Source organism: Streptomyces sp. CB02959 (genome assembly GCF_002803155.1).
Taxonomy (GTDB): Bacteria; Actinomycetota; Actinomycetes; order Streptomycetales; family Streptomycetaceae; genus Streptomyces.
Window position 1 is genome coordinate 23,399 of the sequence record NZ_NNBP01000042.1, and the last position, 26,506, is coordinate 49,904.

Here is a 26,506-nt window from a genome sequence, read left to right on the forward strand (position 1 = left end):
GCCGCCGCGCGTGCCGTCACATGCCTGGCCGCTTGCTCACCTCATCGCGACGGCGGCGTTCATCTCCCACATCAGGACCTCCGCGCCCTGGGGGCCGGCGGTGATGCGCTGACCTTCGGCGTGAGTGATGCGTGCCGCGTCTCCTGTGGCCAGCGGCCCGGAGCCTTCCAGGTCGACGGTGCCCCGGGCGACGAAGAGGTGCGCGAACGGAGCGGTGGCGGCCTGGAGGGTCTCACCGGGACGCATCCGGCTGACGTGGAGGGCGGCATGCTTCTGGCGGATGCCGATCGCCCGCTGGTCGGTGTGCTCGGGCATGCCGGAGGCCAGGGTGGCCCAGCCGCCGCGAGCGAGTTCGTCGTTGATGTCGAGCTGCTCGTAGCCCGGGCGGATACCGGCCTCGTCGGGGATCACCCACATCTGGAGGAAGTGGACCGGGTCCCGGTGCTCGGGCTGGCCGGTCAGGGTCCACGAGTCGTTCTTCTCGCTGTGCAGGATGCCGGCGCCGGCGCTCATCCGCTGGGCCAGACCCGGGTAGATCACGCCGTTGTGCCCCTCGGAGTCCTGGTGGACGAGACTGCCGTCGAGGACCCAGGTGACGATCTCCATGTCCCGGTGCGGGTGGGTGTCGAAGCCGGTACCCGGCGCGACGATGTCGTCATTGGAGACCAGCAGCAGCCCGAAGTGGGTGTTGTCGGGGTTCCAGTGGTGGGAGAAGGAGAAGGAGTGGTGGGACTCCAGCCATCCGGCCCGGGTGTGGAAGCGCTCGTCGGCACGACGGACGTCGAGGGTCGAAGCCATGGTGCGGTCCTTTCTGGCTGGCACAGGCGGTCTATCGCCTGTGGCCTGCGGTTTTGGGCGTGAGGTCGGATGCCTGCGGCCCGCGGGAGGGCCAATCTCCCGCTTGGTTGAATCATAAACTAAATAGGGGGGCGGGGCTATTCCCCACCCCCGCGCGACCGGTCCCTCGCCCGCCGCCGCCCCGGCCGCAGCCCGCCGCCCAGGCCCCTGGCCGTGCCCGTGGTTTCCGCTCCCGACCGGTCACTCCCTACCGGCCGCTCCTCCCTGGCCGCTCCTTCTCGACCGCCCCTTCCCGGTCACTCGTTCCCGGTGAAGTGGTGGGTTGTGGACCGGTGGGTCGTGGAGTGGCGGGTTTCGGACGGGGGCCAGCCGGGGTCGCCGGTGTGGGCGAAGGAGACCCAGGCGCCGTGCATGCGGGTGGCGAGGCGGGCCGGTGGCGGGGGCGTGCCGAGCAGGCCGCTGGGGCCGTGCAGGGCGGGGAGGTCCAACCGGTCGAAGACGAACGGCAGTTCCGTGGTGTGGGCCGCGCCGAGCCGGCCGTCCAGGGCGGGCGAGCGCCAGGCGAACGTGTAGGTGTGGGTGGGGGCGGCGCGGTGGGCCGCGTGGGCCGCGGCAAGGCGGCGGCTGCCGGTGCCGAACAGTGCGTCGCCCAGGAGGGCCGAGCGCAGGCGGCCCGCGCTCGCCCGCGGGTGCCTGGCGCGGTACTCCGCCACGAGCGCCGCCGGGTCGGGATCGATCCGGGCGGCGAGGGCGTACACGTCCCGGGTCGTCGAGGTGGCCAGCTCGCCCTGCGGCGCGAGGTAGAGGTTGCCCTCCTGGGTGGTGGTGCCGATGAGGAGGGCAACCCGGGCGCCGGCGCCCGCGGCGACCGCCTCGGCCGGCTGGCGGTCCAGTACCAGGCTGTAGGGGCTGAGCCCGAGCAGCGGATCGGACCGGGGGGCGGTGTGCAGGTCGATACCGGTGAGGGCGGGCAGGAGGGCGAGGAACCGTTCGTCGGGGACCGCGGCGAACTCCGCGACGGTCGGCGCGATGCCCAGGGCGGTGGCCGCCGCGTGGGTCACGCGTGCCGCCTGCTCGCGGGAGAACGCGCCCAGGCCGTTGCCGCTCTGGACGATCGCGCGGTGGAAGAGGCCCGCTGCGTCCGGTGCCGCCAGGACGCCGCAGGTGAGCGTCGCGCCCGCCGACTGGCCGAACAGGGTGACGTTGCCGGGATCGCCGCCGAACGCCTCGATGTTGCGCCGGACCCAGCGCAGGGCGGCCACCACGTCGAGCAGACCGCGGTTGGGCGGGGCCCCGGGAAGATCCAGGAAACCGGCGGCGCCCAGGCGGTAGTTGACCGTCACCAGCACCACGCCGTCGCGGGCGAAGGCGGTGCCGTCGTAGAGCGCGGCGCGGGTGGAGCCGGCCAGGAACCCGCCGCCGTGCACGAAGACCATGACCGGGCTGCGGCGGGCCTTGGGCGGAGCCCACACGTTGAGCGTCAGGTAGTCGGCGCCGGGGATCCAACCGGGGCCGAAGTACGGTGCCATGTCCAGGGTGCCGAAGCCGTCCCGGCGGGGCTGGGGCGCGGTCGGCCCGGGCCGGGTCGCGTCCCGGACGTCGCGCCAGGGCGGGTGGGGCGCGGGCGCGGCGAAGCGGGCGGCACCGGCCGGAGGCGCGGCGTAGGGGATGCCCAAGAAGACGTGGGCGGTGGCGCCGGCGAGGCCGCGCACGGGGCCTTCGGCGGTGGGGACGAGCGGGTGGGGCATCAGCTTCGCTTCTCCTGTCGTGCGCCGCCGCGGGCGCGGGGGCATCGGCTGCGGCGGGTGGGGTACGCTGCTCAGACGCGGGGGAACGGGGCCCAGTTCTTCAGGGCGAAGCGGTCGCCCTCGCGGACGACCTCGGCACCGCCGTGGCCACCGAAGTGCGCGGGCAGCACCAGCGCGTTGGTGTCGGCGGCACGGCCGAGCAGGCGCCGCCGGGTGGCCCTGGCCTGCTCCGGGTCCTCGCAGAAGCAACTGTTGAGGTCGGGCTCGACGACCTGCAGGGGAGTGTGCAGCAAGTCGCCGACGAACAGGGCCCGGTCGGTGCCGGATTCCAGGGCGAGGACCGCGGAACCGGGCGTGTGGCCGGGCGCCGGCTCCAGCCTCAGATGGGCGTCGATGCGCAGGCCGTCCTCCCACAGCACCGCGCGACCGGCCCGGTGCACGGGCGCGACGCTGTCCTCGAAGACGTTCTGGTTGCCGCGGCCCAGCCTGGGCCGGTGGCCGCCCGCGGGGTTCCAGAAGTCGAAGTCGGGTCGGGGCATGAGGTAGGTGGCGTTGGGGAACGTCGGGACCCATTCGTGCCCGTCGAGGCGGGTGTTCCAGCCGACGTGGTCCACGTGCAGATGGGTGTTGATCACCAGGTCGACGTCCTCCGGCCGGACGCCGGCCCGGGCGAGGTTGGCGAGGAAGTCGGTGTTCAGGTGGCTCCACACCGGGGAGGAGGGCCGCTCCTTGTGGTTGCCGACGCCGGTGTCGACGAGGATCGTGCGGCCCTCGCTGCGCAGCAGCCAGGTCTGCACGGCCGAGCGGCACAGGTCGGTCTCCGGATCGAGGAAGTCCGGCGCCAGCCAAGGGACATGGCGCTGCCAGGCCCCTTCGGGGCTTTCGGGGAAGAAGGTCTGCGGTGTCATCCCGACCGGACCGACGTACTCCATGACACGGGTGACGGTGACATCACCCAGGACGAGGTCGTGCATCTGCGCTCCCGTGCTCGCTGGTGGTGCGGCCAGCGTGCGGCCCCCGGCCGGGCGGAGCCAGCCCCCACCGTGCCCATCCCCACCGTGCCTGTCCCTGCCCCTGCCTATCCCGGGCAGGGACAGGCAGGCAGGCCGGCGGCGGGCGATACTGGCCGCATGGGTGTCACCGGCCAACTGGGCGAGTTCCTGCGTGCGCGGCGTGCGCGCCTGCGTCCCGAGGACGTCGGCCTGCCCGCCTTTCCCGAACGCCGCCGGGTCAACGGACTGCGCCGCGAAGAGATCGCGCACCTGGCCGGGGTGAGCCCGTCGTACTACACGCGCCTGGAACAGGGACACGCGGTCAACGCCTCGGAAGCGGTGCTCAACGCCCTGGCCGGGGCGCTGCACCTCGACCCGCACGAGCGCGCCCACCTACGGGAACTGGCCGCCCGGCGCCCCCGGACATCGCGCCGACCGACGCCCGAACGACTCCACCCGATGACCCGGGAACTGATCGGCTCCCTACGGGACGTGCCGGCGCTGGTCCTCGGCCGGCGGGCCGACGTGCTGGCCTGGAACGGACCGGGACACGCCCTGCTGGCCGGGCACACCGACCGCACCGCGCCCGAACGGGCCGCCGACCGGCCGAATCTGACCCGGATGCTCTTTCTCGACCCGCACACCCGCGAGCTGTACACCGACTGGCCGCGCAAGGCGCGCGCCGTGGTGGGCAACCTGCGACTGGTCGCCGGACGGCACCCCGAGGACGCGCTGCTGGCCGCACTGATCGGCGAACTGTCCATGAAGAGCCCGGAGTTCACGGCACTGTGGGGCGACCACCGGGTGCGGCCGTGCGAGGGCGAGGGATACGAGCTGCGCCATCCGCTGGTGGGCCCGGTCGCCGTCACCCAGCACTCGCTGGTGCCGCCCCACTCACCGCAGCAGTCCGTGGTCCTCATCACCGCCGCGGCGGGGGACGACGCTTCGCGGCACGCACTGGAACTGCTCGCCCAAAACTGCTCAACCGGACCGGCGGAGTGGACCGGCTGAGCGGACCGGCCGAGCGGGGCGGACGGCTCCCGTACGCGCCCCGCGAAGCACGGCTCGCCCGGTCCCACCGGGGCTTGCCCCCAGTCCCACCGGGGCTTGCCCGGCGCTTCGGCCGCCCGCGCTGCGCGCTACCCCCGGATGACCGAGCGGATCCAGGCGAGTTGCTGGGAGATCTCACCGGCCTGGGCGATCTCCTGCCGGTCGGAGCCGTCGAAGACGCCGAGGAGCGTCTCGGTGCCCTGTGGGGCGATGCTCATCACCGGACCTCCGGAGTCGCCGCCGGCGGGAATCCCGGACGCCTTCTCCATGCAGAAGTCCGAGCCGCCCGGTGCGGTGTAGCCCTCGCAACGGGGGTCGTCCGGCCGCACGATCCGCAGGTCCGACTGCTTGAGCACGGGGGACTGGCAGGTGTTCTCGTCCCCGGTGCAGGTGGCGCCCCACCCGTACTGGCGCACGGTCTGGCCGGGGTGGACGCCGGCGGTGGCCAGGCGCGCCGTGCGGATTTTCATCGGCGGGACCTTGATGAGCATCATGTCGGCTTGTGCGCTTCCCACGCGTTTGCCGGGCAGCGGGCGGACCGTGGTGCCCTTGCGCATGTCGAGGTTGCCGATCCGGAACGAGATCCGTTTGTCGGCGACCGGCTGCGCCTGCTCGAAGAAGCAGTGCGAGGCGCTGATGATCCACTGGGGTGTGACCGCCGTCCCGGTGCACGTCGGTTTGCCGTCGACGAGCATGCGCACCGCCCACGGCCCGTAGGCACTCTTCGATCCGCCGATGACGGCGGAGGCCGGCGCGGACGACATCACCGAGCCTGTCAGCAGCAGTAAGGCGGTCAGCAGCAGCACACGAAATCGACGCACCATCAGGAACGGTTCCTCTCTCGTCGGGGCACGTACTGGTGGAGATGCCCCGTCGGGCCGAAAAGTTCCGAATGATCAGTCCGGCGCGGGTGTTAGCCGGGTGTTTGCCGAGCGGCAGCCGTGCGGCAGGGGGTCGGAACACAGTGGGTGGAGGCGTCGTTCGCCACCGGTGGGGATGCCGCTCCGGACCCGAAGGCGGGCGGCGCGACGACCACCAGCGTCGTGCTGACCAACAAGAGCGGCCGCACCTGCGTGATCGGCGGTTTCCCGGGCGTGGACCTGACGTCCGAGAACGGGGGCGAGCGCTGGTCGCTGGCCCGCTCCTCGGCCAAGCACGGCTCGATCACCCTGGGTCCCGGCGACAGCACCGACTTCACGATCAACCTCGCCATGACCGAGGAGAACGAGGGCTTCTACCAGCCGGCCTGGGCGCAGATCACCCCGCCCAACGAGACCAAGTCGATCACCATCGCCTGGCCCTGGGGCACCCTCGTCGACCAGCGCGCCGCCACCCACCCGGGCACCTTCGTCAACCCCATCGGCTGACCACCCCATCGGCTGACCGCCTCGGCACCGCGATGCGGGCGCGCCACGTGCCACGCCCGGCTCACGTCTCGTAGAGCACGCCTTCGGTGTCGGTGACGCGCAGATGGAGCAGGTGCGGGCCGTCGTCGTCGCCGAGCGCTGTCACCGCGCGGTCCAGGGCCTTGCCCAGGTCGTCGGGGTGGTCCGCGTAGTCCGCCGGGCAGCCGAACGACGCGGCGAGCCCGGTGAAGTCGATACCGCCGAGGTCCGTGCCGGGCACCGGTGCGATGCCGAGCCGGCGGCCGAGCGCGCTCACCGCCCCGTAGCCGCCGTTGTCGAGCACGATGAAGGTGACCGGTGCCCGGTGCCGGGCCGCCGTCCACAGTGCCTGCACCGAGTACAGCGCCGAACCGTCGCCCAGCACGCACACCACCCGCCGCCGGTCGGCGAGCGCCCGGCCGACGGCCAGCGGCAGGCCCCAGCCGAGCGCGCCGCTGCCCGTGGTGAGGAATCCGCCCGCCAGGTCGACCGGCACCCGAGCGTGCAGCGCGTCGCGGTGGCTGGGGGCCTCCTCGACGAGCACCCGGTCGCGGGGCAGTCGGCGGTGCAGCTGGTCCAGGACCCCTTCGGGCGTGAGGTCGCTGCCCGGGCTCACCGGTGCCGGCCGTTTGCGTGCCGGTGGCCCTTCGCGGTCCGACCGGGCCACCAGCGTGGTGAGTTGGGCGAGGGCGGGGCGCAGTGTGGTGACCAGGCTCGTGCCCGTGGGCAGCCAGGCCGCCTGGGCCGGGTCGCAGTCCAGGTGGAAGAGTTCGGTGCCGGGCGCCAGCGGGGGACTGTCGTCCGCCACGTGGTACGTGAACAGGGGCGCCCCGAGCGTGACCACGACGTCGTAGGGCGCCAGGCGTGCGGCCAACGGGCCCGCGACCGGCGGCAGGAAACCCTGGAAGAGCGGGTGTGACTCGGGGAATCCGGAGCGGCCGGACAGCGGGCTCATCCAGACGGCCGCGCGGATCCGCTCGGCCAGCGCAACAGCGTGCGGCAGCGCGGCTTCGGCGTCGACGCCGGGGCCGATCACCAGCGCAGGCCGCCCGCAGACGTCGAGGCGGGCGGCGAGCGCGGCGAGCACGTCCGGGTCGGCGGTGAATCCGCTGTGCACCGCCCGGGGCTCGACCGGTTCGGCTGCCCGGTCCCAGTCGTCCTCCGGGACGGACACGAGCACCGGCCCGCGCGGATGCGTCATCGCGATGCGGTGCATCTCGGCGAGGACGGCCGGCACGTCGGCGGCGCGTTCGGGCTGGCGGGCGGACTTCACGTACGGGCGCGGGAACTGCTCTGGTTCGTCGGCGCCGAGGAAGGGGCGCAGCCGGATCAGGGAGCGTGCTTGCTGACCTGCGACGATCACCAGCGGCACCCGGTCGCGGTGTGCGTTGAAGACGGCGCCCAGCGCGTGACCGACACCGCCGGCGGAGTGCAGGCTGACGAACGCGGCGCGCCCGGTGCCCAGCGCGTGGCCCGCGGCCATGGCCACGGCCGAGGACTCCTGCAGCCCGAGGACGTAGGTGAAGTCCTCGGGCCAGTTGCGGAACATGCGCAGTTCGGTGGAGCCCGGGTTGCCGAACACGGTGGTCATACCGGTGTCGCGCAGCAGCCCGACGACTGCTTCCAGGACCGTTGTCGTCATGCCGTCCTCCCTGTGCCCAGTGCCCGGCAGTCGCTTCTCGACCACCGGCAAGCCGGTGTGGAGCAGATGACCCGAGGCGCCGCGCACCGCCGGCGCCACCCGGGCTGGGAACGGAGCCGAGCGCAACCGGGCGGCGGCGGTGCGCGGGAGATCGCTGCCGCTCCCGCAGCCCGGCGGCAGCTCTTCAAGGAACCGTCGTGGGCGGTCAGGCGCGCAGGAAGGCCTCCAGGGCGGTGGCGAAGGCCACGGGAAGTTCGTACATCGGGTAGTGGCCCGAGTTGGCGAGGACCTCCAGTTCGGCCTGGGGGTAGTGGGTCAGCCAGGTGGTGCGCATCGCTTCGGCGTCGATGGCGAGGTCGTGCTCGCCGACGAAGACCTTCACCGGGAGGGTGTTGCCGGCGACCTTGGCCGCGAAGTCCTGGGTGGTCCAGTCGGTGAGGTAGGCGGCGACGGCCTCGGGCCGGGAGCCGGCGACCGAGCGGCTGGTCATGGCGTCCAGCCAGCGGTCGCAGGCCCGGTTCCCGGTGACCAGGTCGAGGATGGCCCGCCGGTTGGCGGGGTTGCGCGCCGCGCCGTGGAAGAGGTCGTAGGCATCCCCCTCCAGCGGGTACGTGCTCGCCGGGACCGGCGCCACCCCGACCAGTTTGCGTACCTGGCGCGGCGCTTCGACCAGGATCCGCTGGGCTGCCTTCCCGCCCATCGAGTGCCCGACCAGGGAGAAGGTGTCCCAGCCCAGTTGGTCGGCCAGGGCGAGGGCGTCCGCGGCGATCTCGGCGAGCGTGAACTGCCCTTGGACGTCTCGCCGGTCGCCGTAGCCGCGGTAGTCCAGGAAGGCGTAGCCGAACTCGCCGGGGTCCAGGTGGTCCAGGAACTGGCCCCAGGCCGCGCTGGTGCCGAACCAGTCGTGGAGGACGAGGACCTTGTGCGTGCCGGTGCCGATGGAGCGGTGGCTGATCGTCATACCGGGACCTCCTGTTGGGTGGGTATCGGCCGATTCCTGCCCGACCTCGGCCGCGCTACTCCGCCCTTCACCCGCCGTTCGTCCGGTGCCGGGCCGCGGCCGCTCGACGCAAGGGGCGGCTTCGGTGGTGCCCGGCCGTCTTGGAAGTCACTGTTGCGCCGGGGCGGGGGAGTCGAACATGGGTAGGTGTGCGAGTCCGCCCCGGCACCGGCAGGAAGGACACCAGCCATGACCGACGGCTCGACCCCGGGTGTGGACGGCCTGGCCGCGATCGAGGCGAGGATCGACGCCCGCCGGGACCAGTACGCGCTGCCCGAAGGGCATATCGCGGAGGCGGCCTCCCCGTGGCTGCCCTTCGTCCCGCAGGTGATGATCAAGCACCTGACGTTCGACGTCCGCAGCAGCTCCGCCGCGAACGTCCTGTGGGTGCAGGCCGGCGGATCGCTGGGCCGCCACCGCCACCGCGGCCCGGTCTCGGGCTATGTGCTCGACGGCAGTTGGCGCTACCTGGAGTACGACTGGGTCGGCCGACCGGGTGACTTCATCCGGGAAAGCCCGGGCCGCACCCACACCCTGGTCTCCGACGCGGGCATGAAGACCGTCTTCTGGCTGAACGGGCCGGTGGAGTTCCTCGACGAGCAGGACCGGGTGACCGAGGTGGTCGACGTCTTCTGGTTCATCGACCACTACGAGCGCGGCTGCCAGGAGCAGGGCATCCCGATCAACCGCGCGCTCTACCTGTGACCCCGGCCGCGGGGACGGCGCGGGCGCAACCGGCCCCATGTCGCGGCGCGGAGGGGCCGGTTGCGCGCGGCCCCGCGGCAGGGGACACCCGAGCGAAAGGCGTCCGGGACGGGCTTCGCGCCCTGCCGAGCCGTGCGACCGCCTTCACGGACAGGTCTTCAGGCCGTCCAGGGTGAGGTCGAGCAGGCGCTCCGCCTGCGCTCGTTGTTCGGGCCGCGCCGAGGTCAGGGCGATGCCTTCGAGGGCGGCGCTAAGGTCGGTGGGGCTGATGTCGGTGCGGATCGTCCCGGCGGCCGCGCACGCGTCCATGAGGGAAGCGAGGGCGGTCCGGATCATTTCCCGGCTGTGGCCGTAGGGGTTGCTGCCCGTCGCGGCGATGGCGCGCAGGGCGTCGATCATGCCGTACTTGGCGGTGACGTAGTCCAGGAACAGGCGCGTCCAGGCGCGCAGGGCCTCGTAGGGAGGCTTCGCCGCAAGGAGGGTGGGGGCCGCGTCGCACAGTTGGGCCACCTCGTTGCGGTAGACCGCCTCGACCAGTGCCTCGCGGGTGGGGAAGTTGCGGTACAGCGTCGCGCTGCCCACGCCTGCTTCCTTGGCGATGCGCTCCAAGTGGGCATCGAGCCCCTCCGCCGCGAAGACGCGCACCGCGGCCGTGAGGATCTTCTCCCTGTTGCGCCGCGCGTCAGCCCGCAACGGTCGTTGCCCTGCGTCGACCATAAGTGCCTGCCATCCCTTCTCCCGCTCTCCACTTGCTAACCGGAGGCGCGCCCACTTAGCCTGCATTAAATGGAGGGGCCCCCACTTCCACTGTAGGTCAACGCACTGACCTGCGCACACCCCAGGAGAGGAAGCCCGCATGGCAGGCATCGAAGGCAAGGTCATCGCGATCACGGGCGCCAGCAGCGGCATCGGAGAGGCCACGGCGAACCACCTCGCCGAACGAGGGGCCCACCTGGTCCTGGGAGCCCGGCGCAAGGACCGACTGCACGCGGTGGTGGACCGGATCACGGCACAGGGCGGCTCGGCCGTCGGGACCGTCGTCGACGTCACGCGCCGCGAGGACCTCAAGCGCCTGACGGACACCGCGGTCGACCACTTCGGCCGGCTCGATGTCCTGGTCTCCAACGCGGGCACCATGGCGATCTCCCCGCTCGACGACCTGCGTCAGGACGACTGGGACGCCATGGTCGCCACCCACATCACCGGCCTGCTCAACGGCATCGGGGCGGCACTGCCCCTCTTCCGGCGCCAGCGCTGCGGACAGTTCGTCAACGTCGCCTCCACCGCGGCCTACGTCGTGAAGTCCCCCCAGGCCGTCTACGCGGCCACCAAGACGGCGGTGAAGGTACTGACCGAGGGCCTGCGGCAGGAAGCGGGACCCGACCTGCGCGTCACCCTGGTCTCACCGGGCTTCACCCACACCGAGGGCGTGGGCAAGGGAGCAAGCCCCCAGGCGGCGGCGGCCCTCGCCCGGCAGCGCGACGAGATCGCCATGCCGCCCTCCGCTATCGCCTCCGCCATCGGCTACGCGATCGAGCAGCCCGACGGCATCGACGTCGGCGAGATCGTCGTCCGACCCACCGCACAAGCCTGACCACCCTCTCCTGCGACACGAGGAAACGACACGACGACGAAGACCGCCGACCTGACGACGCCCCCGGAACCCGCGACCCGACCGGCCCTGCGTCCCGCTCAGCGCGATCCGTTCACACTCCTCGCCCCTCGCTTGACGGCACGCTCCAGCAAGAGGCCGAGCACGGTGGGCGCCGGACGCCGGGCGCGCCACAGGGCGGCGGTTCCCCGCCCGGGAAGGCGAAGCGCGGCCGGCGTGCAGTGTCCTTCCGCGAAGTAGCGATCGGCCACCGCGACGCCAACGCCCCTGGTCCGCGGGCCGCATGGGCCGGACCGTGCAGGGGCGAGGCCGGGGGCGCTACAGGTTGACGCCGCCGGTGACGTCGATCTTGGTGCCGGTGATCCAGCGAGCGTCGTCGGAGGCCAGGAAGGCGACCGCGTCGGCGATGTCCGGGACCTGGCCGATCCGGCCGAGGGCGGTCAGGCCGATGTTGCGCTCCAGGTTCGCCGGGTCGGCCAGCACTTCGGCGGTCATGTCGGTGCGGGTGAATCCGACGGCGACGGAGTTCACGGTGATGCCGCGGGGGCCGAGGTACTTGGCCAGGGTGTGGCTGAACACCTCCAGCGCGCCCTTGGTGAGCGGGTACCCGATGCCGTGGGCGGAGGCGATACGGGTGGAGACGGACGAGATGTTGATGATCCGGCCGCCGTCGCGCAGCAGGGGCAGCAGCCGCTGGGTGAGGAAGAACGGCGCCTTGACGTTGACGGCGACCATCTGGTCGAACTCCTCGGGGGTGAGGACCTCGATCGGTCGCCCCATGAGGTTGAGTCCCGCGTTGTGGACCAGGATGTCGACCGTCGATTCCCCTCGTGCGCGCAGTCCGGCCTCCAGCCCGGCCACGAGCGTGTCCACGTCGCCGGGAACGCCCAGTTCGGCGCCCACGATGAACGCCCGGCCGCCGGCCTCGGCGATCGTCGCGGCGGTCTCCTCGGCGGCCGCCTCGTTGCTGCCGTAGTGCACGGCCACCAGGGCGCCGTCCCGGGCCAGGCGTTCGGCGATGCCCCGCCCGATACCCCGGCTGCTGCCGGTGACCAGTGCGACCTTTCCCCTGAGGTCTCCCATGTTCACTCCTTGATCGTGTGCCGCAGAGCCCCCCGACCAATCAACTAAAGTTAGCCTAGCCTAAGTTGCCTGTGTTTTCGGTTGCCGACTCGACGCCCGCCGACCACCGCGACCTCCGCCCGCCCGGCTCCGCCCGCCCGGCTCCACCCGGCCACCGGTCCGGGCCGCGGTGTTAGTGGGGTGTTAGTGGCATGGCAGGACACCGGGGCAGTGTGGGGGCCGTACCGAGCAAACACCGACGACACCGACCCACGAAAGGCACGAGCGGGGATGCGATCTGCTGCCCGGCCCGGCGACGAGCCCGGACCGGAACAACCCTGCGGCAGACCGCCGTTGCCGTCTTTCCGCCCCGCGCGCTGCCGCTGTTCCACGACCGCCGCGCCGCGCCAGACTCTGTAGGGCGGGCATCCGTCCGGATGCCCGCCCGACGCCCAGCAACCGCGCCACGGTAAGGAGTGTCGCTGATGCCCCGTCAGCCGAAAATCGCCCTGCTGACAGCCCTGCTCACCCTGCTCGTCGGCCTGGCCTGCACCGTGCAGGACCAGGCGGGCGCACGGCAGCCGCAGCCGCCCTCGCAGCCGGCAGCGGCAGCCAGGGCGAGAGCGGCGCAGGGAAAGCTACCGGCGGTCAAGGCCGCAGGGACGTTCCGCAACCCGCTGAACACCGGGGCGGACCCCTTCATGACGTACGCGAACGGGGCCTACCACCTCACCACCACCCAGAACGACAGCATCAAGATGTGGAGTTCGCCCTCGCTGGGCACGCTGCTCGACGCGGACCCGGTGACCGTGTGGCGGGACACCGACCCCACCCGCAACCAGCACATCTGGGCGGCCGAGTTCTACCGCTTCGGTGACCACTGGTACATGTACTACACGGCCGACGACGGCGTGGACGAACACCACCGGCTGTACGTCCTGGAATCGGACGCCAAGGACCCGGCCGGCCCGTACCACTTCAAGGCGAAGCTGACACCGCCCAACCACGCGAACGACTTCGCCATCGACCCCAGCGTCTTCCAGCACAACGGCAAGCTCTACCTGGCCTATTCCGGCCTCAACCCCTACCAGCACAACGGCCTGAACATCGCCCCGATGTCCAACCCGTACACCGTCTCCGCGGACGCGGTGGCCCTTAAGGGCGACGGGGGCTGCCCCGAGGTCCGCGAGGCCCCCGAGTTCCTCCACCGCAACGGCCGCACTTGGCTGACGTACTCCACCTGCGACACCGGCAAGCCCGACTACCAGCTGTGGATGCTGTCCCTGCCGGACAACGCCGACCCGATGACGCCCGGCAACTGGCAGCAGCACCCCGGCCCCGTCTTCGGCCGCAACGACGCCAAGGGGGTCTACGGCCCTGGCCACCACGCCTTCTTCCGCTCACCCGACGGCACCCAGGACTGGATCGTCTACCACGCCAAGACGACCGCGGACTACACCTACGGCAACCGCACCACCCGGGCCCAGCCGATCGGTTGGCACGCGGACGGCAGCCCGGACCTGGGCCGGCCGGCCGCCCAGGGCGCGACACAGGACCTGCCCGCCGGCGACCCGGGCAACGGCAACTACTGGATCAACGACAACGGCCGTTCCAGCGGGCCCGGCCAGGTCTCCTACCAGGGCGCCTGGAACTCCGGGACGGGATGCGCGACCCAGTGCTTCTGGGGCGACGACCACTGGAGCGACCAAGCGGGCAACACCGCGACCTTCACCTTCACCGGCACCCGCATCGCGCTGCTGTCCGTACAGGACACCGGCAACGGCATCGCGGCCATCAGCGTCGACGGACGCCCCGAACAGCGCGTCGACTTCTACGGGGCGCCCCGGACGGGCGAGACACTCCAGTACCTCAGCCCGCGACTGCCCTCCGGCAAGCACACCCTGCGCGTTCGCGTCACCGGGGAACACCGCGCACCGTCCACCGCATCCTTCGTGAGCGTGGACCGGGCCGAGGTCTACACCGACTGAGACCACCCCGGCACCCTCCCGCCGAGCGGTGGCCCGCGCCCGGCCACCGCTCCGCCCGACCAGCCGCAATCCCACCGCCGCCCGCACCCGGAACGACAACAGCCCCACAAATCAAGTGAGTTGACGACCCGCCTGACTTAGCCTGGGAGGCCCGAGCCCCGCGCGGAGGACTGCCACGATGGCCGACCGCTGTTCCTCGCCCGACCACACCACCGAAGACGAGCCGACGTCCCGCCCTCTTCGCTCCGTAGCCCGCCTCCTCGCAGAACACTGGGCACTTCACGCCACTGACATCACCCCCCTCGAAGGCGGAATGAACTCCCTGACGTGGGAGGTCCGCTCGCAGAGCAACCGATGGGTGGCAAAGGCGGTGCCGCCGGAGGCCGAGGACGCGTTCGTCTTCGGCCTGGAACTGGCCACGCGACTGGAGGAAACGGGAATACCCGCCGGGGCTCCCGTGGCGACGGCCGACGGCCGGTCGGTCGTGCCCTTCGGCCGCCGGACGATGGCTCTGCTGCGCTGGGTCGAAGGCCGCGGCCTGACCGGCGAGTCGCACACCGAACTGGACGTCATGGGCACCACTTTGGCCCGCGCCCATCGCGCGCTCGGCCTCCAGGACGGCACGGCCACCGCACCCACCGGCCTGTATCTCCCCTCCGAGCACCTGGACGTACGCCCCTGGCTCAGGCCCGTGATCACCAAGGCCATGGCCCGGCTGGAAGAACTCGACCTGCGGTCCTTGACCTGGGGCCCGATACACGGGGACCTGGCTGCGGACGTCTTCCGCCTCGACCAGGTCAGTGGCGTCTGCGGCATGATCGACTGGAGCGGGGCCGGGATCTGGCCGCGGGCGTACGACCTGGCGGCGCTGGTGATGTACCAAGGGGCCCACACCATGCGACCGCTGATCGACGCCTACGCGGCGGGCGGCGCACTGACCCACGACGAGATCGAGCGGGCACTGCACCCCCTGCTGGACTACCGCTGGGCCGGCCAAGCCGTCTACTTCGCCGGCCGGATCGCCCGCGGGGACCTCACCGGCATCGACGGCCCGGAGGTGAACGAGGCGGGACTGGAAGCCGCACGCCGATGGTTCACCGACCACACCGACGACCACTGACGTCCGGCCGCGCCTTCCCCCAACCCGCGATCCTGACGGTCGGGACGGCCGGCGCGGGGCGAGTCGGACACCAGCCGCCCGCACTCGCACCCGCGCCCGCGCCTCTTCCGCGACGCCCTCAGACCGGACCGGCCCCCAGCCACCGATGGATGGCGAGGGCGGTGGTACGGGCATGTCCCTCCAGCATGGTGAAGTGGTCCCCGGACACGGTCACCTCGGCGTGCGGCAGGCCCCAGTCCGGCGCGGGTTCGGCGCCGGGCAGCAGGTCCCGGGCCCGTACGTACAAGGTGGGACAGGACAGCGGCGCGGGTTTCCAGTCGCCGAAGAGCGCGAAGTATCCGGCCATGGCGGTGAGCCGGTCGGGGCTGGCAGAGGCGAACTCCGCCGCCCGGCGCAGCATGTCCGACGACATCGCCGAGAGCGCCCCACCCCGGTCGCCGTGACCGGGAGGATAGGTGTCCACCAGGACGACGGCCGCCGGGCCGGCACCCTCGGACTCCAGACGCTCGGCCACCGCATGGGCCACCCAGCCACCGGCCGACCGCCCCAGCAGCACCAAAGGCCCTTCGGCCGCAGCCGCGCGGACGGCGAGGGCCTGGGCGGTGACCAGCGCATCCAAGGTGGCGGGCAGGGCCTCCCGAGACCCGAACCCCGGGTGCCGCACCGCGGAAACCGGCCGCAGCCCACGCAGCCCGGCACCCAGGCGCGCGTACTCCTGCGGTCCGGACACCGCGCTCAGCGCGGGGGAGCAGACCACGTGGGCCCCCGAGCCGCCCGCCGCGAGCATGACGGGCTCGCACGTCGCACCGGGCGCCCCGGCCCCCTCGAAGACCGGGCGCAGACGCGCGGCGACGGTCAGGAGCACCATGCCGTCCCAGCTCCGCCCCCGGGCGCATGCGGCACGGAAGAGCGCGCCCAGGGAGTCCGGAGCGTCTTCGGCGCGCGGTGCGTCGGCGGCCCGCACCCCGGCGTCCGGCACGGCGCCCGCCTCCCGACCGGCCTGCGGACCGCTCCCCGCCGCGGCGTCCGCCGGCCGACCCGGGAAGCCCGCGGGGCCGACGGCCTCAGACCGTGCCGGGCCGTCGGACGCGGCCCCCACCGCAGGTGCCTCGGCGGCATACCGCCGCGTCAGCTCGGTGGCGAGCGCACGCGGCGTGGGGAAGTCGAACAGCAGCGTGGACGGCAGTGCCAGCCCCGTCCACGCCGCCAGCTCGTTGCGCAGTTCCACCGCGGCCAGCGAGTCCAGCCCCAGGTCCGCCAGCAGGGCGTCCTGATCGACCTCGCCCGCCTCCTCCGCGTGGCCCAGGACCCGGGCCGCCAGGCTCCGGACCGTGGCGAGCAGCACCCCGCCCCGCTCGCCGGGGGAAGCAGCCGCCCACGCCCGGCCGAGGCCGTCCCCGCCCCTGACACCCGCGTCGGCAGCACGCGTTCGGAGCCGGCCGGCCGCCGGTTCGCCGCCGCGGAGCGCGGCCGGGGCCAGGCGGGCCGCCACCACCACGGGTTCGTCACCGGCCACGGCGGCGTCGAAGAGGGCCAGGCCCTCTTCCGGCCCGAGCGGACCGAACCCGGAACGGGCCATCCGCTGCCGGTCCGCGTCGCCCAGGTGCGCCATCATGCCGTCGTCCTGCCGCCAGGGGCCCCAGACGATCGACGTACCGGGCAGTCCGAGCCGACCGCGGTGACGCGCCAAGGCATCCAACACGCAGTTGGCCGCGGCGTAGTTGGCCTGGCCGGCGGAGCCGAAGGCACCCGCCACCGAGGAGAACAGCGCGAACACGGCCAGGTCGTGACCGCGGGTCAGTTCGTGCAGAGCCAGCGCGGCGTCCGCCTTGGGACGCAGCACCCGCCCCAGACGGTCGGTGGTCAGCGCCGTGACGACGCTGTCGTCCAGCACCCCCGCGGTGTGCACGACGCCGGTCAGCGGGTGGGCCGCCGGTACCGCGCCCAGCAGGGCGGCGAGCGCGGTCCGGTCCGCGACGTCACAGGCCCGCACGGTCACCTGGGCGCCCGCCGCACGCAGCTCCGCGACGAGTTCCCCGGCCCCCGGAGCGTCCGGCCCGCGCCGGCCGGCGAGCAGCAGATGACGGACGCCGTGCACGGCGACCAAGTGCCGCGCCACCAGCATGCCCAGCGAACCGGTGCCGCCGGTGACCAGGACGGTGCCCTGCGGGTCCAGCGGCCGCCGCCTGCGCGGCTTCGGTGCCGCCTGGGCCAACGGCACCAGCTTCGGCACGTATGCCGTCCCCCGGCGCAACGCTGCCTCCGGGACCCAGGCGGCCAGCAGCGCGGGCAGCGCACCGCAGGAGTCGGGGTGTTCGTCCACGTCGATCAGGGCGAAGCGGCCCGGGTGCTCGCGCAGCGCCGAGCGGACCAGCCCCCACACCGGTGCGTGCGGCGGCACGGACGCGAACTCGTCGGACCGGCCCTCACCCCCGCGACCGGCGGCACCGTCCGCGGGGAAACCGTCGCCGTCCCAGGCAACGGCACCGCACGTCACCAGGACGAGCCGGGAGCGGGCCAGGCGCGGTTCGGCGAGCCACTGCTGCACGAGCCGCAGCGCCCGGTCCGCCGCCCGCAGCAACCCGGCGGCCCGGTCCGGCACTCCGCCGGTCGCGTCGGGCGGTGGGCACGGCGCCACGACGACGGCCGCCGACGCGTCGCACGCCGCCACATCGCGGTAGACCGGCACGCCCGAGCCCGGGGGCGCGAGGGCGTCGACCAGCGGTGTGCCCGCCATGCCCAGAACCCCCCAGCGGGGCATCGCCACGGGTGCGGGCGGCTCGGCCGGCGGCACCCAGTCCGTCCGGTGGAGCGCACCGGCGCCTGCCCCCTGGAGGGGACCGGCGGCCGCGTCCGCCGCCGTCGAGCCGGTACGCGGCAGGGGCCGGAGCGTCAGCGAACGGACCGTCGCCACCGGTGTGCCCGCCTCGTCGGTCAGCTCCACTCCGGTATGCCCGTCGGGCCCGGGGGCCACCCGTACCCGCAGGCGCCGGACGCCGCTGGTGTGCACGCGCACCCCGCTGAAGGCGAACGGCAGGGACAGCCCGCCGGCCGCCCCCGAACCGTTGGTGACCAGGCCGTCCAGGGCCAGGGCGTGCAACGCCGCGTCGAGCAGCGCGGGATGCAGGACGAACTCCGGGCCGTCCGCCTCCGGGCGCGGCGCCCGGGCCGCCTCGGGCAGCGCGACGTCGGCGTACAACGCCTCCCCGTGCCGCCAGGCGGCGCGCATGCCCCGGAAGGCGGGACCGTAACGCAGCCCGTCGGCGGCCAGTTGCTCGTACGGACCGCTCCCCGGACCGTCGCCGGGCAGCGCAACCGCCGCCTTCGGCGGCCAGGGCGCGTGCGGCCGGGGCACACCGCCGGCTCCGGAGGCCGCTTCCCCGTCCGCGGGCGGCCGCTCCGGCGAAAGCGTGCCGACGGCGTTCCGCAGCCAGGGCTCCGCACCCGCCGCGGTGTGCGGCCGGGAGTGGAAGAACACCGCCCGCCGTCCCGCCTCGTCCGCCCCCGCCACCTTCACCTGCACCGTGACGGCACCTTCCGGGGGCAAGGGCAGCGGCGCGGTCAGGACGAGCTCGTCCAGGACGTCCGCGCTCGCCAACCCGCCGGCGTACAGGGCCATGTCGACGAAGGCCGTCGCCGGCAGCAGGATCTCACCGGCCACCACATGGTCGGCGAGCCACGGCTGGTCGGGCACCGACAGCACCCCGCTCAGCAGCACCCCGTCGTCGTCGGCCGTGCGGGTGCACGACCCCAGGAACGGGTGGACGGGCCCGGCCGCCGGGGACACGGGCGGACGCTCCGGGGTGGTCTCCAGCCAGTACCGGCGGCGCTGGAAGGCGTACGTGGGCAGTGCGACGCGCCGCCCGCCGCGCCCGGCGAAGACGGCCCGCCAGTCGACGGGCACGCCGTGCGCGTGCAGCGCGGCCAGCGTGTCGAGCAGGGCGTCCGGCTCGGGCCGCGTCCCGCGCAGGGTCGGCAGGACCAGCGGCGACGGGCCCCGCTCGCCGCCGCCCGCCTCACCCGCGTCCGGTCCGCCCGCGTCCGGCCCGGACGCGGCCAGGCAATCCCGCACCAGAGCGGTGAGCACCCCGTCCGGCCCCAGCTCGACGTAGTGTGCCGCGCCCCGCTCACCCAGGTGCGCCACCGAATCGGCGAAGCGGACCGGGCGGCGGACGTGGTCCACCCAGAACTCCGGTGTGCACAGCTCCTCGTCGGTGGCCGCCCGGCCCGCCACGGCGGTGACCAGCGGCAGGCGCGGCGCGGCGAAGGACAGGCGCCGGACCACGTCCGCGAAGTCGGCCAGCACCGGCTCCATCCGAGCGGAGTGGAAGGCATGGCCGACCCGCAGCGGCGTCACCGAACGGCCCCGCCCGCGGAAGTACGCGGCGACCTCCCGCACCGCGGCCTCGTCGCCGGAGACGACCACCGAGGCGGGCCCGTTGACCGCGGCGATCTCCACCGCACACCCGGTCCCGGCGAGATGGGCGGCCACCTCGTCCACGCCGGCGGCCACCGCCGCCATCGCGCCGCCCGCGGGCAGCGCGTCCATCAGCCGGCCCCGGGCCGCCACCAGTGTGCACGCGTCCGCCAGGGACAGCACCCCGGCGACATGGGCCGCCGTCACCTCGCCCACCGAGTGCCCGGCCACCGCACCGGGGCGCACCCCCCAGGACTCCAACTGCCGGAACAGGGCCGTCTCCAGGGCGAAGAGCGCCGGCTGCGCGAACCGGGTCGTCCGCAGCAGCGCGCCCGTCTTCGTACCGGGCCCGGCGAACATGACGTCCCGCAGCGGCACCGGCAGCAGCGGATCGAGCAGGGCAGCACACTCCTCCAGCGAACGGGCGAAGGCCGGATGCACATCCCGCGACGCGTACAGTCCACCGCCCATGCCGGCGCGCTGGCTGCCCTGGCCGGCGAACAGCAGGGCCGGCGGCCCGTGGTGGCGGGAGGTGCCCGTGTGCACCGCGGGCCGGCCGTCGTCGCCCTCGGCCACCGCCCGCAGCGCGCCGAGCAGTTCGGCACGGTCCCGGGCCACCACCACGGCCCGGTGCTCGAACGCCGCACGCGTCGTGGCGAGCGAGTACCCGAGGTCCACCACGGGCACCTCGGGGGCGGCGACCACCTGCTCGTACAGCCGTCGTGCCTGGGCCCGCAGACCCGGCGCGCTCCTGGCCGACACCGAGAAGGCCACCGCGGCCCGTCCGGTGCGTGGCGCGTCCTCCCGCGCCGCCCCGGGCCCGACCCGGCCGCTCGCGGCCCCGCCGTCGGCCACCGCAGCAGGTGCGAACTCCCCGTCGCCCGGAGGCTCTTCGAGCACCACATGGGCGTTGGTGCCGCTGATGCCGAAGGAGGACACCCCCACCCGGCGCCGGCGCTCGGTCGCGGGCCACGCAACCGCCCGGGTCAGCAGCGCGATCCGCCCCGGCGACCAGTCGACACGGGGGGTCGGCTGGTCGGCGTGCAGCGTGCGCGGCAGCACGCCGTGCCGCATCGCCTGCACCATTTTGATCACGCCGGCCACTCCGGCGGCCGCCTGCGTGTGACCGATGTTGGACTTCACCGAGCCCAGCCGGAGGGGACGTTGCCGCGCCTGGCGCCCATACGTCGCGAAGAACGCCTCCGCCTCGATGACGTCCCCCAGCCGGGTGCCGGTACCGTGCGCCTCCACCGCGTCGATGTCGCCGGGATCCAGCCCCGCGTCCGCGAGCGCCTGCCGGATCACCCGCTGCTGCGCCGGACCGTGCGGTGCGGTCAGCCCGTTGCTCGCCCCGTCCTGGTTCACCGCCGAGCCGCGCACCACGGCGAGGACCGGAAGTCCGGCGCGGCGCGCCTGCGACAACCGGCTCAGCAGCAGCATTCCGGCGCCCTCGGCCCACCCCGTGCCGTCGGCGGACGCGCCGAACGCCTTGCAGCGGCCGTCCGGTGCCAGCGCCCGCTGGCGGCTGAACTCCACGAACGACGAGGGCCCGGACATCACCGTGGCGCCGCCGGCCAACGCGAAGGCGCACTCACCCCGGCGCAGCGCCTGGGCCGCCAGGTGCAGGGCCACCAGGGACGAGGAGCACGCCGTGTCCACGGTGAGGGCCGGTCCTTCGAGTCCGAGGGTGTAGGCGATACGGCCCGAGGCGACGCTTCCGGCGTTGCCCAGGCCGAGGTACCCCTCGACCTGCTCGGGCGTCCTTGCCAGGCGGCGGGCGTAGTCGCTGTACATCAGCCCGACGTACACCCCGGTCGCCGAGCCGCGCAGGGTGGCGGGGACGAGACCGGCGTGCTCGAAGGTCTCCCAGGCCACTTCGAGCAGCAGCCGGTGCTGCGGGTCCATGGCCAGCGCCTCGCGGGGAGAGATGCCGAAGAAGGCGGGGTCGAAGCGGTCCGCACCGGAGAGGAAACCGCCCTCGCGCACATACGTCCGTCCGGGCCGCCCGGGGTCGGGGTCGTACAGCGCCCGGGTGTCCCAGCCCCGGTCGGTGGGGAAGGGGCCGATGGCGTCCCTCCCGTCGGCCACCAGCCGCCACAGTTCCTCGGGAGACGTCACCTCCCCGGGATAGCGGCACGCCATCCCCACGATCACCACCGGATCGTCGTCCGTCCGGGCCGCGCCGCGGTGCACGGGCCCGGCGTCGGCCGGCCCGGCGGCGTCGCGTTCCGCGAGGTGGGCGGCGAGCGCGGCGGCCGTGGGAAAGTCGAAGGCGACGGCCTCGGAGAGCGGCAGGCCGGTCACCGCCGACAGCCGCTCCCGCAGCACCGTCGCCGTCAGGGAGTCCATCCCCAGGTCCCGCAGCGCCGTACTCGGCTCCACCGCCGCGGGCGCACAGCCCAGCACGGCCGCCACCTGGCTGCGCACCAGGGCCAGCAGGTCCTGCGGCGGCATCCCGGCGGCCTCCTCGCCCAGCGGCCGCGCGGGCAGGCCGGCCAGTTCGCGCCGCAGGACCTTCCCGGAGGCGGTACGGGGAAGGTCCGCCACCTCGAACAGCTCGACCGGCACCTTGACGCCGGACAGTTCCGCACGGCAGGCGGCGAGGACGCGTCCCCTGTCCAGTTCGCCGTCACCGGGCGCGGCGACCAGGTAGCCGACCGGCACCTCCCCGAACAGGGGGTGCGGGCGTCCGGCCACGGCGGCGTCCGCCACCCCCGGGAGCCGCCGCAGCACCGCCTCCACTTCCGAGGGATGCACGTTCACCCCGCCGCGGATGATCAGGTCACTTGCCCGGCCGGTGACCGCCAGTTCACCGCGGGCATCGATCCTGACCAGGTCGCCCGTGCGGAACCAGCCGTCGCGCAGCACTTCGGCGGTGGCTTCCGGCCTGCCGTGGTAGCCGGCCATGACGCCGGGCCCGCTGACCCACAGCTCGCCCTCGCCCGTGTCCCGGCCGTCGATGCCCCCGCCGACCCGGACCCGGGTGCCGGGCAGCACCCGGCCGCACGCCCCGGAGCCCGTCGCCTCGCCCGGCGCCACCATGGTGACCGGGCCGGCCTCCGTGCTGCCGTAGTGCTCCAGATAGGGGACCTGGCAGACCGCCTCGAAGGACTCGCGGAACCCGGGCCCGGCCGCGGCCCCGGCGCTGACGCAGCCCCGCAGCGCCGGGGCGCCGAGACCGCCCTTGCCGCCTGCCTCGCCCCGGACCGCGTCGAGCAGCGCCGCATACGTGGTCGGGACGCCGCCGAGCAAGGTGAACGAGGCGTCCCCGCGGTGCAGTTCGCCGAGCACACCGGCCACCGAGAAGCGGGGGAGCAGCACCGCGCTCGCCCCCACCGCGGTCACCCCGAGGAAGCACACCACCTGGCTCATCGCGTGATGGAGCGGCAACGGCCACAGCACACGGTCCCGTTCGGACAGGTCCAGGACACCGACGAGGCCCATCGCGACCGGCGAGAGGCGGTTGCGCTGGGTGGACAGGACGCCCTTGGGGGTGCCGGAGGAGCCCGAGGTGTAGAGCAGCCAGGCCACTTCGTCCAGTGCCAGATCGTCCCGGGCCGGCATCGGCGGCTTCGTCCCCGCCAACTCCTCGTACCGCAGCACCCCGCCCGCGCCGGTCCCGTCCGCCGGTTCCTCGACGTCCGCACACGAAGGCGAACCCCCCTCCCCGGCCTCGTCCCCGGCCTCGTCTTCGTCGCCGCCTTCGGCCATCACCACGGTCAGCCCGGGCCGCGACGACAGTGTCGGCCGCCGCGTCAGGCAGGCGCGGTCGGTGAGGAGCATCCGTGCCCCGCTGTCGTCCAGCAGATGGGTCAGCTCCTGCTGCGAGCTCCCGGGGTCCAGCGGCACGCCCACGCAGCTCGCCCGGGTGACGGCGAGCAGGCTCTCGACCGCCTCGACGCGGTTGCCGAGCAGGACGGCCACCCGGTCACCGCGCGCCAGGCCGAGTCCGGCCAGGTGACCGGCCAGCCGTGCGGTCCTGCGTGCCAGCTCCCGGTAGGTCACCTGCCTGAGCCGGTCCTGGAAGCAGACCTTGTCCCCGAGGCGGCGGGCGTGGTCCCCGAGCAGTTCCGGCAGCGGTTTGACGATGTCGGTGTGCATACCCACCGCATAACCTCCTTGAGACAACCCGTCGTTGAGGACGACGGTGCGATCTCCCCGGTTGCCGGCCGACGGTGGTGCCGGGGATCCGGCCGCCCGGGCGGCGGCCGGATCGGCCCGGGCGCAGGTCAACCGCTGGGTGTGCCGACCTGGTCGTCTTCGAGTGCGGACCGCAGGGTCGAGAGGGCTCGCGCGACCGCCGACAGCGAGGGGGTGTCCAGGGTGCCCGCGAGCAGTTCGGCCAGGCCGGCGGTGAAAGTCCGCTCCGCCTCCTGGACGAGCCGCGCGCCGTCGTCGGTCAGGGCCAGCAGCGAGGACCGGCGGTCGGCCGGGTTCGGCCGGCGGGCGGCCCACCCCTGCTTCTCCAGGCGGTCGATGCCCTTGCTGGTCGCCCCGACGCCGATGGCGAACTCGGCGGCGAGGTCCGCCACCCGGCACCCGGGGTGGTCGCGCAGGTAGCTCAGGAACTCGTACTGCGAGGTGACGATCCCGTGCCGCTCGCGAAGACGGTCGCCGAGGGCGTTGTACAGGCGTGTCTCGCACCGGACGAGGTCGGCGAAGAGCCCGGAGAAGTCGGCTGCGGCGCGGTCTCCGCGCAATGTATATTCCACGGAATATAGTGTACGGGAAGCTACTTCTGGCAGGAGTGTGCCCATGAGCAGGGAACAGCGCATCCGAGTCGACGAGATCCTGCGGCAGCCGGCCCCCGAAGGACCCCGGTCGGTGGAGGAGATCCGGGCCGGATTCAGGCAGTTGATGGCCCAGATGATCGTGCCCCACCACAGCATCCGCACCGCACCGACGACGCTCGGCGACCGGCCCGCGCTGCGCGTCGAGCCGTCAGAGGCACCGGGCCGCGGGCCGGACGGCGGCCCCGGCACCGGGACGATCCTGTACTTCCACGGCGGCGGCTGGGTCTTCGGCTCGCCCGAGACCGCTCTCTCGCTGACCGGGAACCTCGTGGCCAGGACCGGCCTCGGGGCGTACTCACCGGACTACCGGCTCGCCCCCGAACACCCCTTCCCGGCCGCCATCGAGGACACCCTGAGCGCCTACCGCGCCCTCCTGGACCGCGGCGAGGACCCCTCGGCCATCGTCTTCGCGGGAGACTCCGCCGGCGGCGGCCTCGCCGTCACCACCTGCCTCGCCGCCCGCGACGCGGACCTCCCCCTGCCCGCCGCCGTCCTGGCCTTCTCCCCGGGCACCGACGCGACCCGGACCGGCGAAAGCATGGACACCAAGGAAGGCATCGACCCGATCTTCACCCGCGCCGCCCTCGAACACACCGGAGCCATGTACCTCGCCGGAGCCGACCCGCACCAGCCCCTGCTCAGCCCGGCCGTCCACGCCGACCTGACCGGCCTTCCCCCGATGCTGATCCAAGTCGGCGCCAACGAGGTGCTGCTGGACGACTCCACCCGCCTGGCCGCGCGGGCACGCGCGGCGGGCGTGGACGTCATCCTCGACGTCACCGCAGACGTCCCGCACGTGTTCCAGTCGTTCGCCGGCGTCCTCGACGAGGCCGACGAGGCATTGGACCGCGCCGCCCTCTTCCTGCGCCAGCGCATCCACGCCGCAGCCACCGCACGGACGTAGGAACGCCCCGCCCAACCGCCGTTCGGCCGGCGCGCCCGCAGACCGTCACACCCGGGCATGCCGGCCCCGGCCGGGCGCAACCGGTCGACCACCCCGGTCGACCAGGCACCTACAGCCCCACCGACCCGCCCGAGGCCCGCCCGATCAGCGCTCCGTGTGCACGGCCGAGGCCGCGGCGGCCCGCGTGCGGCCCCGGGCGGCGCCCCGTCCGGGGCCGACAGGCACCGACCCCGCTCGGGCGTCCAGCCCGGGAGCAACCACCGATCCCGCACACGGCAGGCACCCATGACCCCCTGAGCCCTCATCCGATAAACCAGCCAAGGGCCGTTCCGTTTTCGTATGCGGCACCAATAGTGCGCGCCACCGGGGCACTGCTTCAATCGGCTCCGCCCTCAACCGCCCCCCTGAGCACAGAGGATCTGGCATGGATCTGCGCACATGGCCGCGTCCGGCAGCGGCCGTCGTGGTGATCCCCCCACAGCCCGGCGACCCCCGCGGCGGCAGCCCGCGCCGCGGCACCCCCACGTCCCCGGCTCCCCGGCTCCCCGGCACCCCACCGGCCACCGCGCCGGCGCACCCGGCCGACTGAGCCGACGTCAGCAGCACCAGGCCGCACAACGCAAGGCCCGCCGAGCAGGAACGCAAGGCCCCCCGCGCAAAGTAACGACCGGCGCGGTCCCCGCGGTGGTGGGCGCGTTCAGGCCGAAGTCGTGTGCGGCGTCGTTGAAGTAGCCGCCACGGACCAGGAGACCAACCCCGACTCCTGGACCGCCGTCGGAGGAATCGGCGGCGGACGCGACAGCGGCAACACGACCTACGCCTACGCGATCTGCAGCGGAGACGACGTCAACGTCCGAGGCATCACCACAACAGTCCGCTTCCGCGAGCTGAGCGGCCCGACCACGGCAGGCACGAGCCAGCGGGCAACAGCCGGCTGCGCCGACGGGGCCGGGGAAGGCGACGGCGCGAGGCAGCATCAGGTGCTGGTCGGCGGCGGCGCCGCCGCCAGCGGAGGCAATGTGACCACCACCGACTTCACCAAGGCAGGGTCGGGTGGAACCCACCTCATCGGAAGCTTCCCCAGCGACTCCGACGGCAGCCCGGTCGGTGACGGGACCAGCACGGCCGCACATTGGACAGCCGACATCCACGTCGGGGGATCACCTTCGCCCGACACCTACTCCGACGTCTGGGCGCTCTGCCTGAACCTCGATCACGGGCACGAAGAATGATCGGTGCGCAGATCGGCGATCACGACGCAAAGGAGCCCAGCCCCCAGGCCGGATCCTG

Annotated in this window: 19 protein-coding genes; 9 read left to right on the forward strand and 10 right to left on the reverse strand. The window is 73.5% G+C overall.

Going from position 1 to position 26,506, the window contains the following annotated elements; all coding sequences use genetic code 11:
* Positions 1 to 36: 36 nt before the first annotated feature.
* The 3 genes from CG747_RS42145 to CG747_RS42155 all read right to left on the reverse strand — a co-directional run bounded on the left by CG747_RS42145 (position 37) and on the right by CG747_RS42155 (position 3,520).
* Entirely contained in the window at positions 37 to 798 is a 762-nt protein-coding gene (locus CG747_RS42145; RefSeq protein ID WP_100607190.1) for a pirin-like bicupin family protein, read from the reverse strand.
* Positions 799 to 1,094: 296 nt separating this feature from the next.
* The gene (locus CG747_RS42150; protein WP_100607191.1) at positions 1,095 to 2,546 is read right to left on the reverse strand and encodes a carboxylesterase/lipase family protein; all 1,452 of its coding nucleotides are present in this window, start codon (positions 2,544 to 2,546) and stop codon (positions 1,095 to 1,097) included.
* Between the two features lie 71 nt (positions 2,547 to 2,617).
* Entirely contained in the window at positions 2,618 to 3,520 is a 903-nt protein-coding gene (locus tag CG747_RS42155; RefSeq protein WP_100607192.1) for an MBL fold metallo-hydrolase, read from the reverse strand.
* Positions 3,521 to 3,676: 156 nt separating this feature from the next.
* Here CG747_RS42155 and CG747_RS42160 point away from each other — a divergent pair, with 156 nt between their 5' ends.
* On the forward strand, positions 3,677 to 4,549 hold the full coding sequence (locus CG747_RS42160) for a helix-turn-helix domain-containing protein (RefSeq protein ID WP_100607193.1): 873 nt from the start codon (positions 3,677 to 3,679) through the stop codon (positions 4,547 to 4,549).
* Positions 4,550 to 4,677: 128 nt separating this feature from the next.
* Here CG747_RS42160 and CG747_RS42165 read toward each other — a convergent pair whose 3' ends face one another.
* Entirely contained in the window at positions 4,678 to 5,412 is a 735-nt protein-coding gene (locus tag CG747_RS42165; RefSeq protein ID WP_100607194.1) for a trypsin-like serine protease, read from the reverse strand.
* 144 nt (positions 5,413 to 5,556) lie between these two features.
* Here CG747_RS42165 and CG747_RS42170 point away from each other — a divergent pair, with 144 nt between their 5' ends.
* Complete coding sequence (locus CG747_RS42170; RefSeq protein ID WP_257981096.1) at positions 5,557 to 5,955, forward strand: DUF4232 domain-containing protein; 399 nt, start codon at positions 5,557 to 5,559, stop codon at positions 5,953 to 5,955.
* Between the two features lie 61 nt (positions 5,956 to 6,016).
* Here CG747_RS42170 and mdlC read toward each other — a convergent pair whose 3' ends face one another.
* Both mdlC and CG747_RS42180 read right to left on the reverse strand, forming a co-directional pair.
* Positions 6,017 to 7,615, reverse strand: a complete 1,599-nt coding sequence (gene mdlC, locus CG747_RS42175; protein ID WP_100607196.1) for a benzoylformate decarboxylase — start codon at positions 7,613 to 7,615, stop codon at positions 6,017 to 6,019.
* A gap of 205 nt (positions 7,616 to 7,820) precedes the next feature.
* Positions 7,821 to 8,576, reverse strand: a complete 756-nt coding sequence (locus CG747_RS42180; RefSeq protein WP_100607197.1) for an alpha/beta fold hydrolase — start codon at positions 8,574 to 8,576, stop codon at positions 7,821 to 7,823.
* 228 nt (positions 8,577 to 8,804) lie between these two features.
* Here CG747_RS42180 and CG747_RS42185 point away from each other — a divergent pair, with 228 nt between their 5' ends.
* Entirely contained in the window at positions 8,805 to 9,320 is a 516-nt protein-coding gene (locus CG747_RS42185) for a 2,4'-dihydroxyacetophenone dioxygenase family protein (RefSeq protein ID WP_100607198.1), read from the forward strand.
* Between the two features lie 144 nt (positions 9,321 to 9,464).
* Here CG747_RS42185 and CG747_RS42190 read toward each other — a convergent pair whose 3' ends face one another.
* The gene (locus CG747_RS42190) at positions 9,465 to 10,037 is read right to left on the reverse strand and encodes a TetR/AcrR family transcriptional regulator (protein ID WP_100607199.1); all 573 of its coding nucleotides are present in this window, start codon (positions 10,035 to 10,037) and stop codon (positions 9,465 to 9,467) included.
* Between the two features lie 139 nt (positions 10,038 to 10,176).
* Between CG747_RS42190 and CG747_RS42195 the strand changes: the two genes are divergently transcribed.
* Positions 10,177 to 10,914: an SDR family oxidoreductase gene (locus tag CG747_RS42195; protein ID WP_100607200.1), complete on the forward strand. Its 738-nt coding sequence runs from the start codon at positions 10,177 to 10,179 to the stop codon at positions 10,912 to 10,914.
* 336 nt (positions 10,915 to 11,250) lie between these two features.
* On the opposite strand, the gene CG747_RS42200 is transcribed toward CG747_RS42195, so the two are convergent.
* On the reverse strand, positions 11,251 to 12,015 hold the full coding sequence (locus tag CG747_RS42200) for an SDR family NAD(P)-dependent oxidoreductase (protein ID WP_100607201.1): 765 nt from the start codon (positions 12,013 to 12,015) through the stop codon (positions 11,251 to 11,253).
* Positions 12,016 to 12,479: 464 nt separating this feature from the next.
* On the opposite strand from CG747_RS42200, the gene CG747_RS42205 reads away from it, so the two are divergent.
* Together CG747_RS42205 and CG747_RS42210 are read left to right on the forward strand one after the other, a co-directional pair.
* Positions 12,480 to 13,982, forward strand: a complete 1,503-nt coding sequence (locus tag CG747_RS42205; protein WP_100607202.1) for a family 43 glycosylhydrolase — start codon at positions 12,480 to 12,482, stop codon at positions 13,980 to 13,982.
* 178 nt (positions 13,983 to 14,160) lie between these two features.
* Complete coding sequence (locus CG747_RS42210) at positions 14,161 to 15,102, forward strand: phosphotransferase enzyme family protein (RefSeq protein WP_100607203.1); 942 nt, start codon at positions 14,161 to 14,163, stop codon at positions 15,100 to 15,102.
* Between the two features lie 118 nt (positions 15,103 to 15,220).
* Here the strand turns inward: CG747_RS42210 and CG747_RS42215 are convergent, their stop codons facing one another.
* Both CG747_RS42215 and CG747_RS42220 read right to left on the reverse strand, forming a co-directional pair.
* Positions 15,221 to 23,620 carry a type I polyketide synthase gene (locus CG747_RS42215; RefSeq protein WP_100607204.1) on the reverse strand — a complete coding sequence of 2,800 codons (8,400 nt, stop codon included), beginning with the start codon at positions 23,618 to 23,620 and terminating at the stop codon, positions 15,221 to 15,223.
* A 128-nt stretch (positions 23,621 to 23,748) separates the two neighbouring features.
* The gene (locus tag CG747_RS42220) at positions 23,749 to 24,231 is read right to left on the reverse strand and encodes a MarR family winged helix-turn-helix transcriptional regulator (RefSeq protein WP_257981097.1); all 483 of its coding nucleotides are present in this window, start codon (positions 24,229 to 24,231) and stop codon (positions 23,749 to 23,751) included.
* Positions 24,232 to 24,274: 43 nt separating this feature from the next.
* Between CG747_RS42220 and CG747_RS42225 the strand changes: the two genes are divergently transcribed.
* From CG747_RS42225 to CG747_RS42230, 3 genes are all read left to right on the forward strand, one after another.
* A complete protein-coding gene (locus CG747_RS42225) occupies positions 24,275 to 25,216 on the forward strand; it encodes an alpha/beta hydrolase (RefSeq protein WP_100607206.1) in 942 nt (313 codons plus the stop codon).
* Positions 25,217 to 25,640: 424 nt separating this feature from the next.
* Positions 25,641 to 25,805, forward strand: a complete 165-nt coding sequence (locus CG747_RS48570) for a hypothetical protein (RefSeq protein ID WP_180985956.1) — start codon at positions 25,641 to 25,643, stop codon at positions 25,803 to 25,805.
* Between the two features lie 121 nt (positions 25,806 to 25,926).
* Positions 25,927 to 26,448, forward strand: coding sequence for a hypothetical protein (locus tag CG747_RS42230; RefSeq protein ID WP_180985957.1), 522 nt, complete (start codon positions 25,927 to 25,929; stop codon positions 26,446 to 26,448).
* Positions 26,449 to 26,506: the final 58 nt, after the last annotated feature.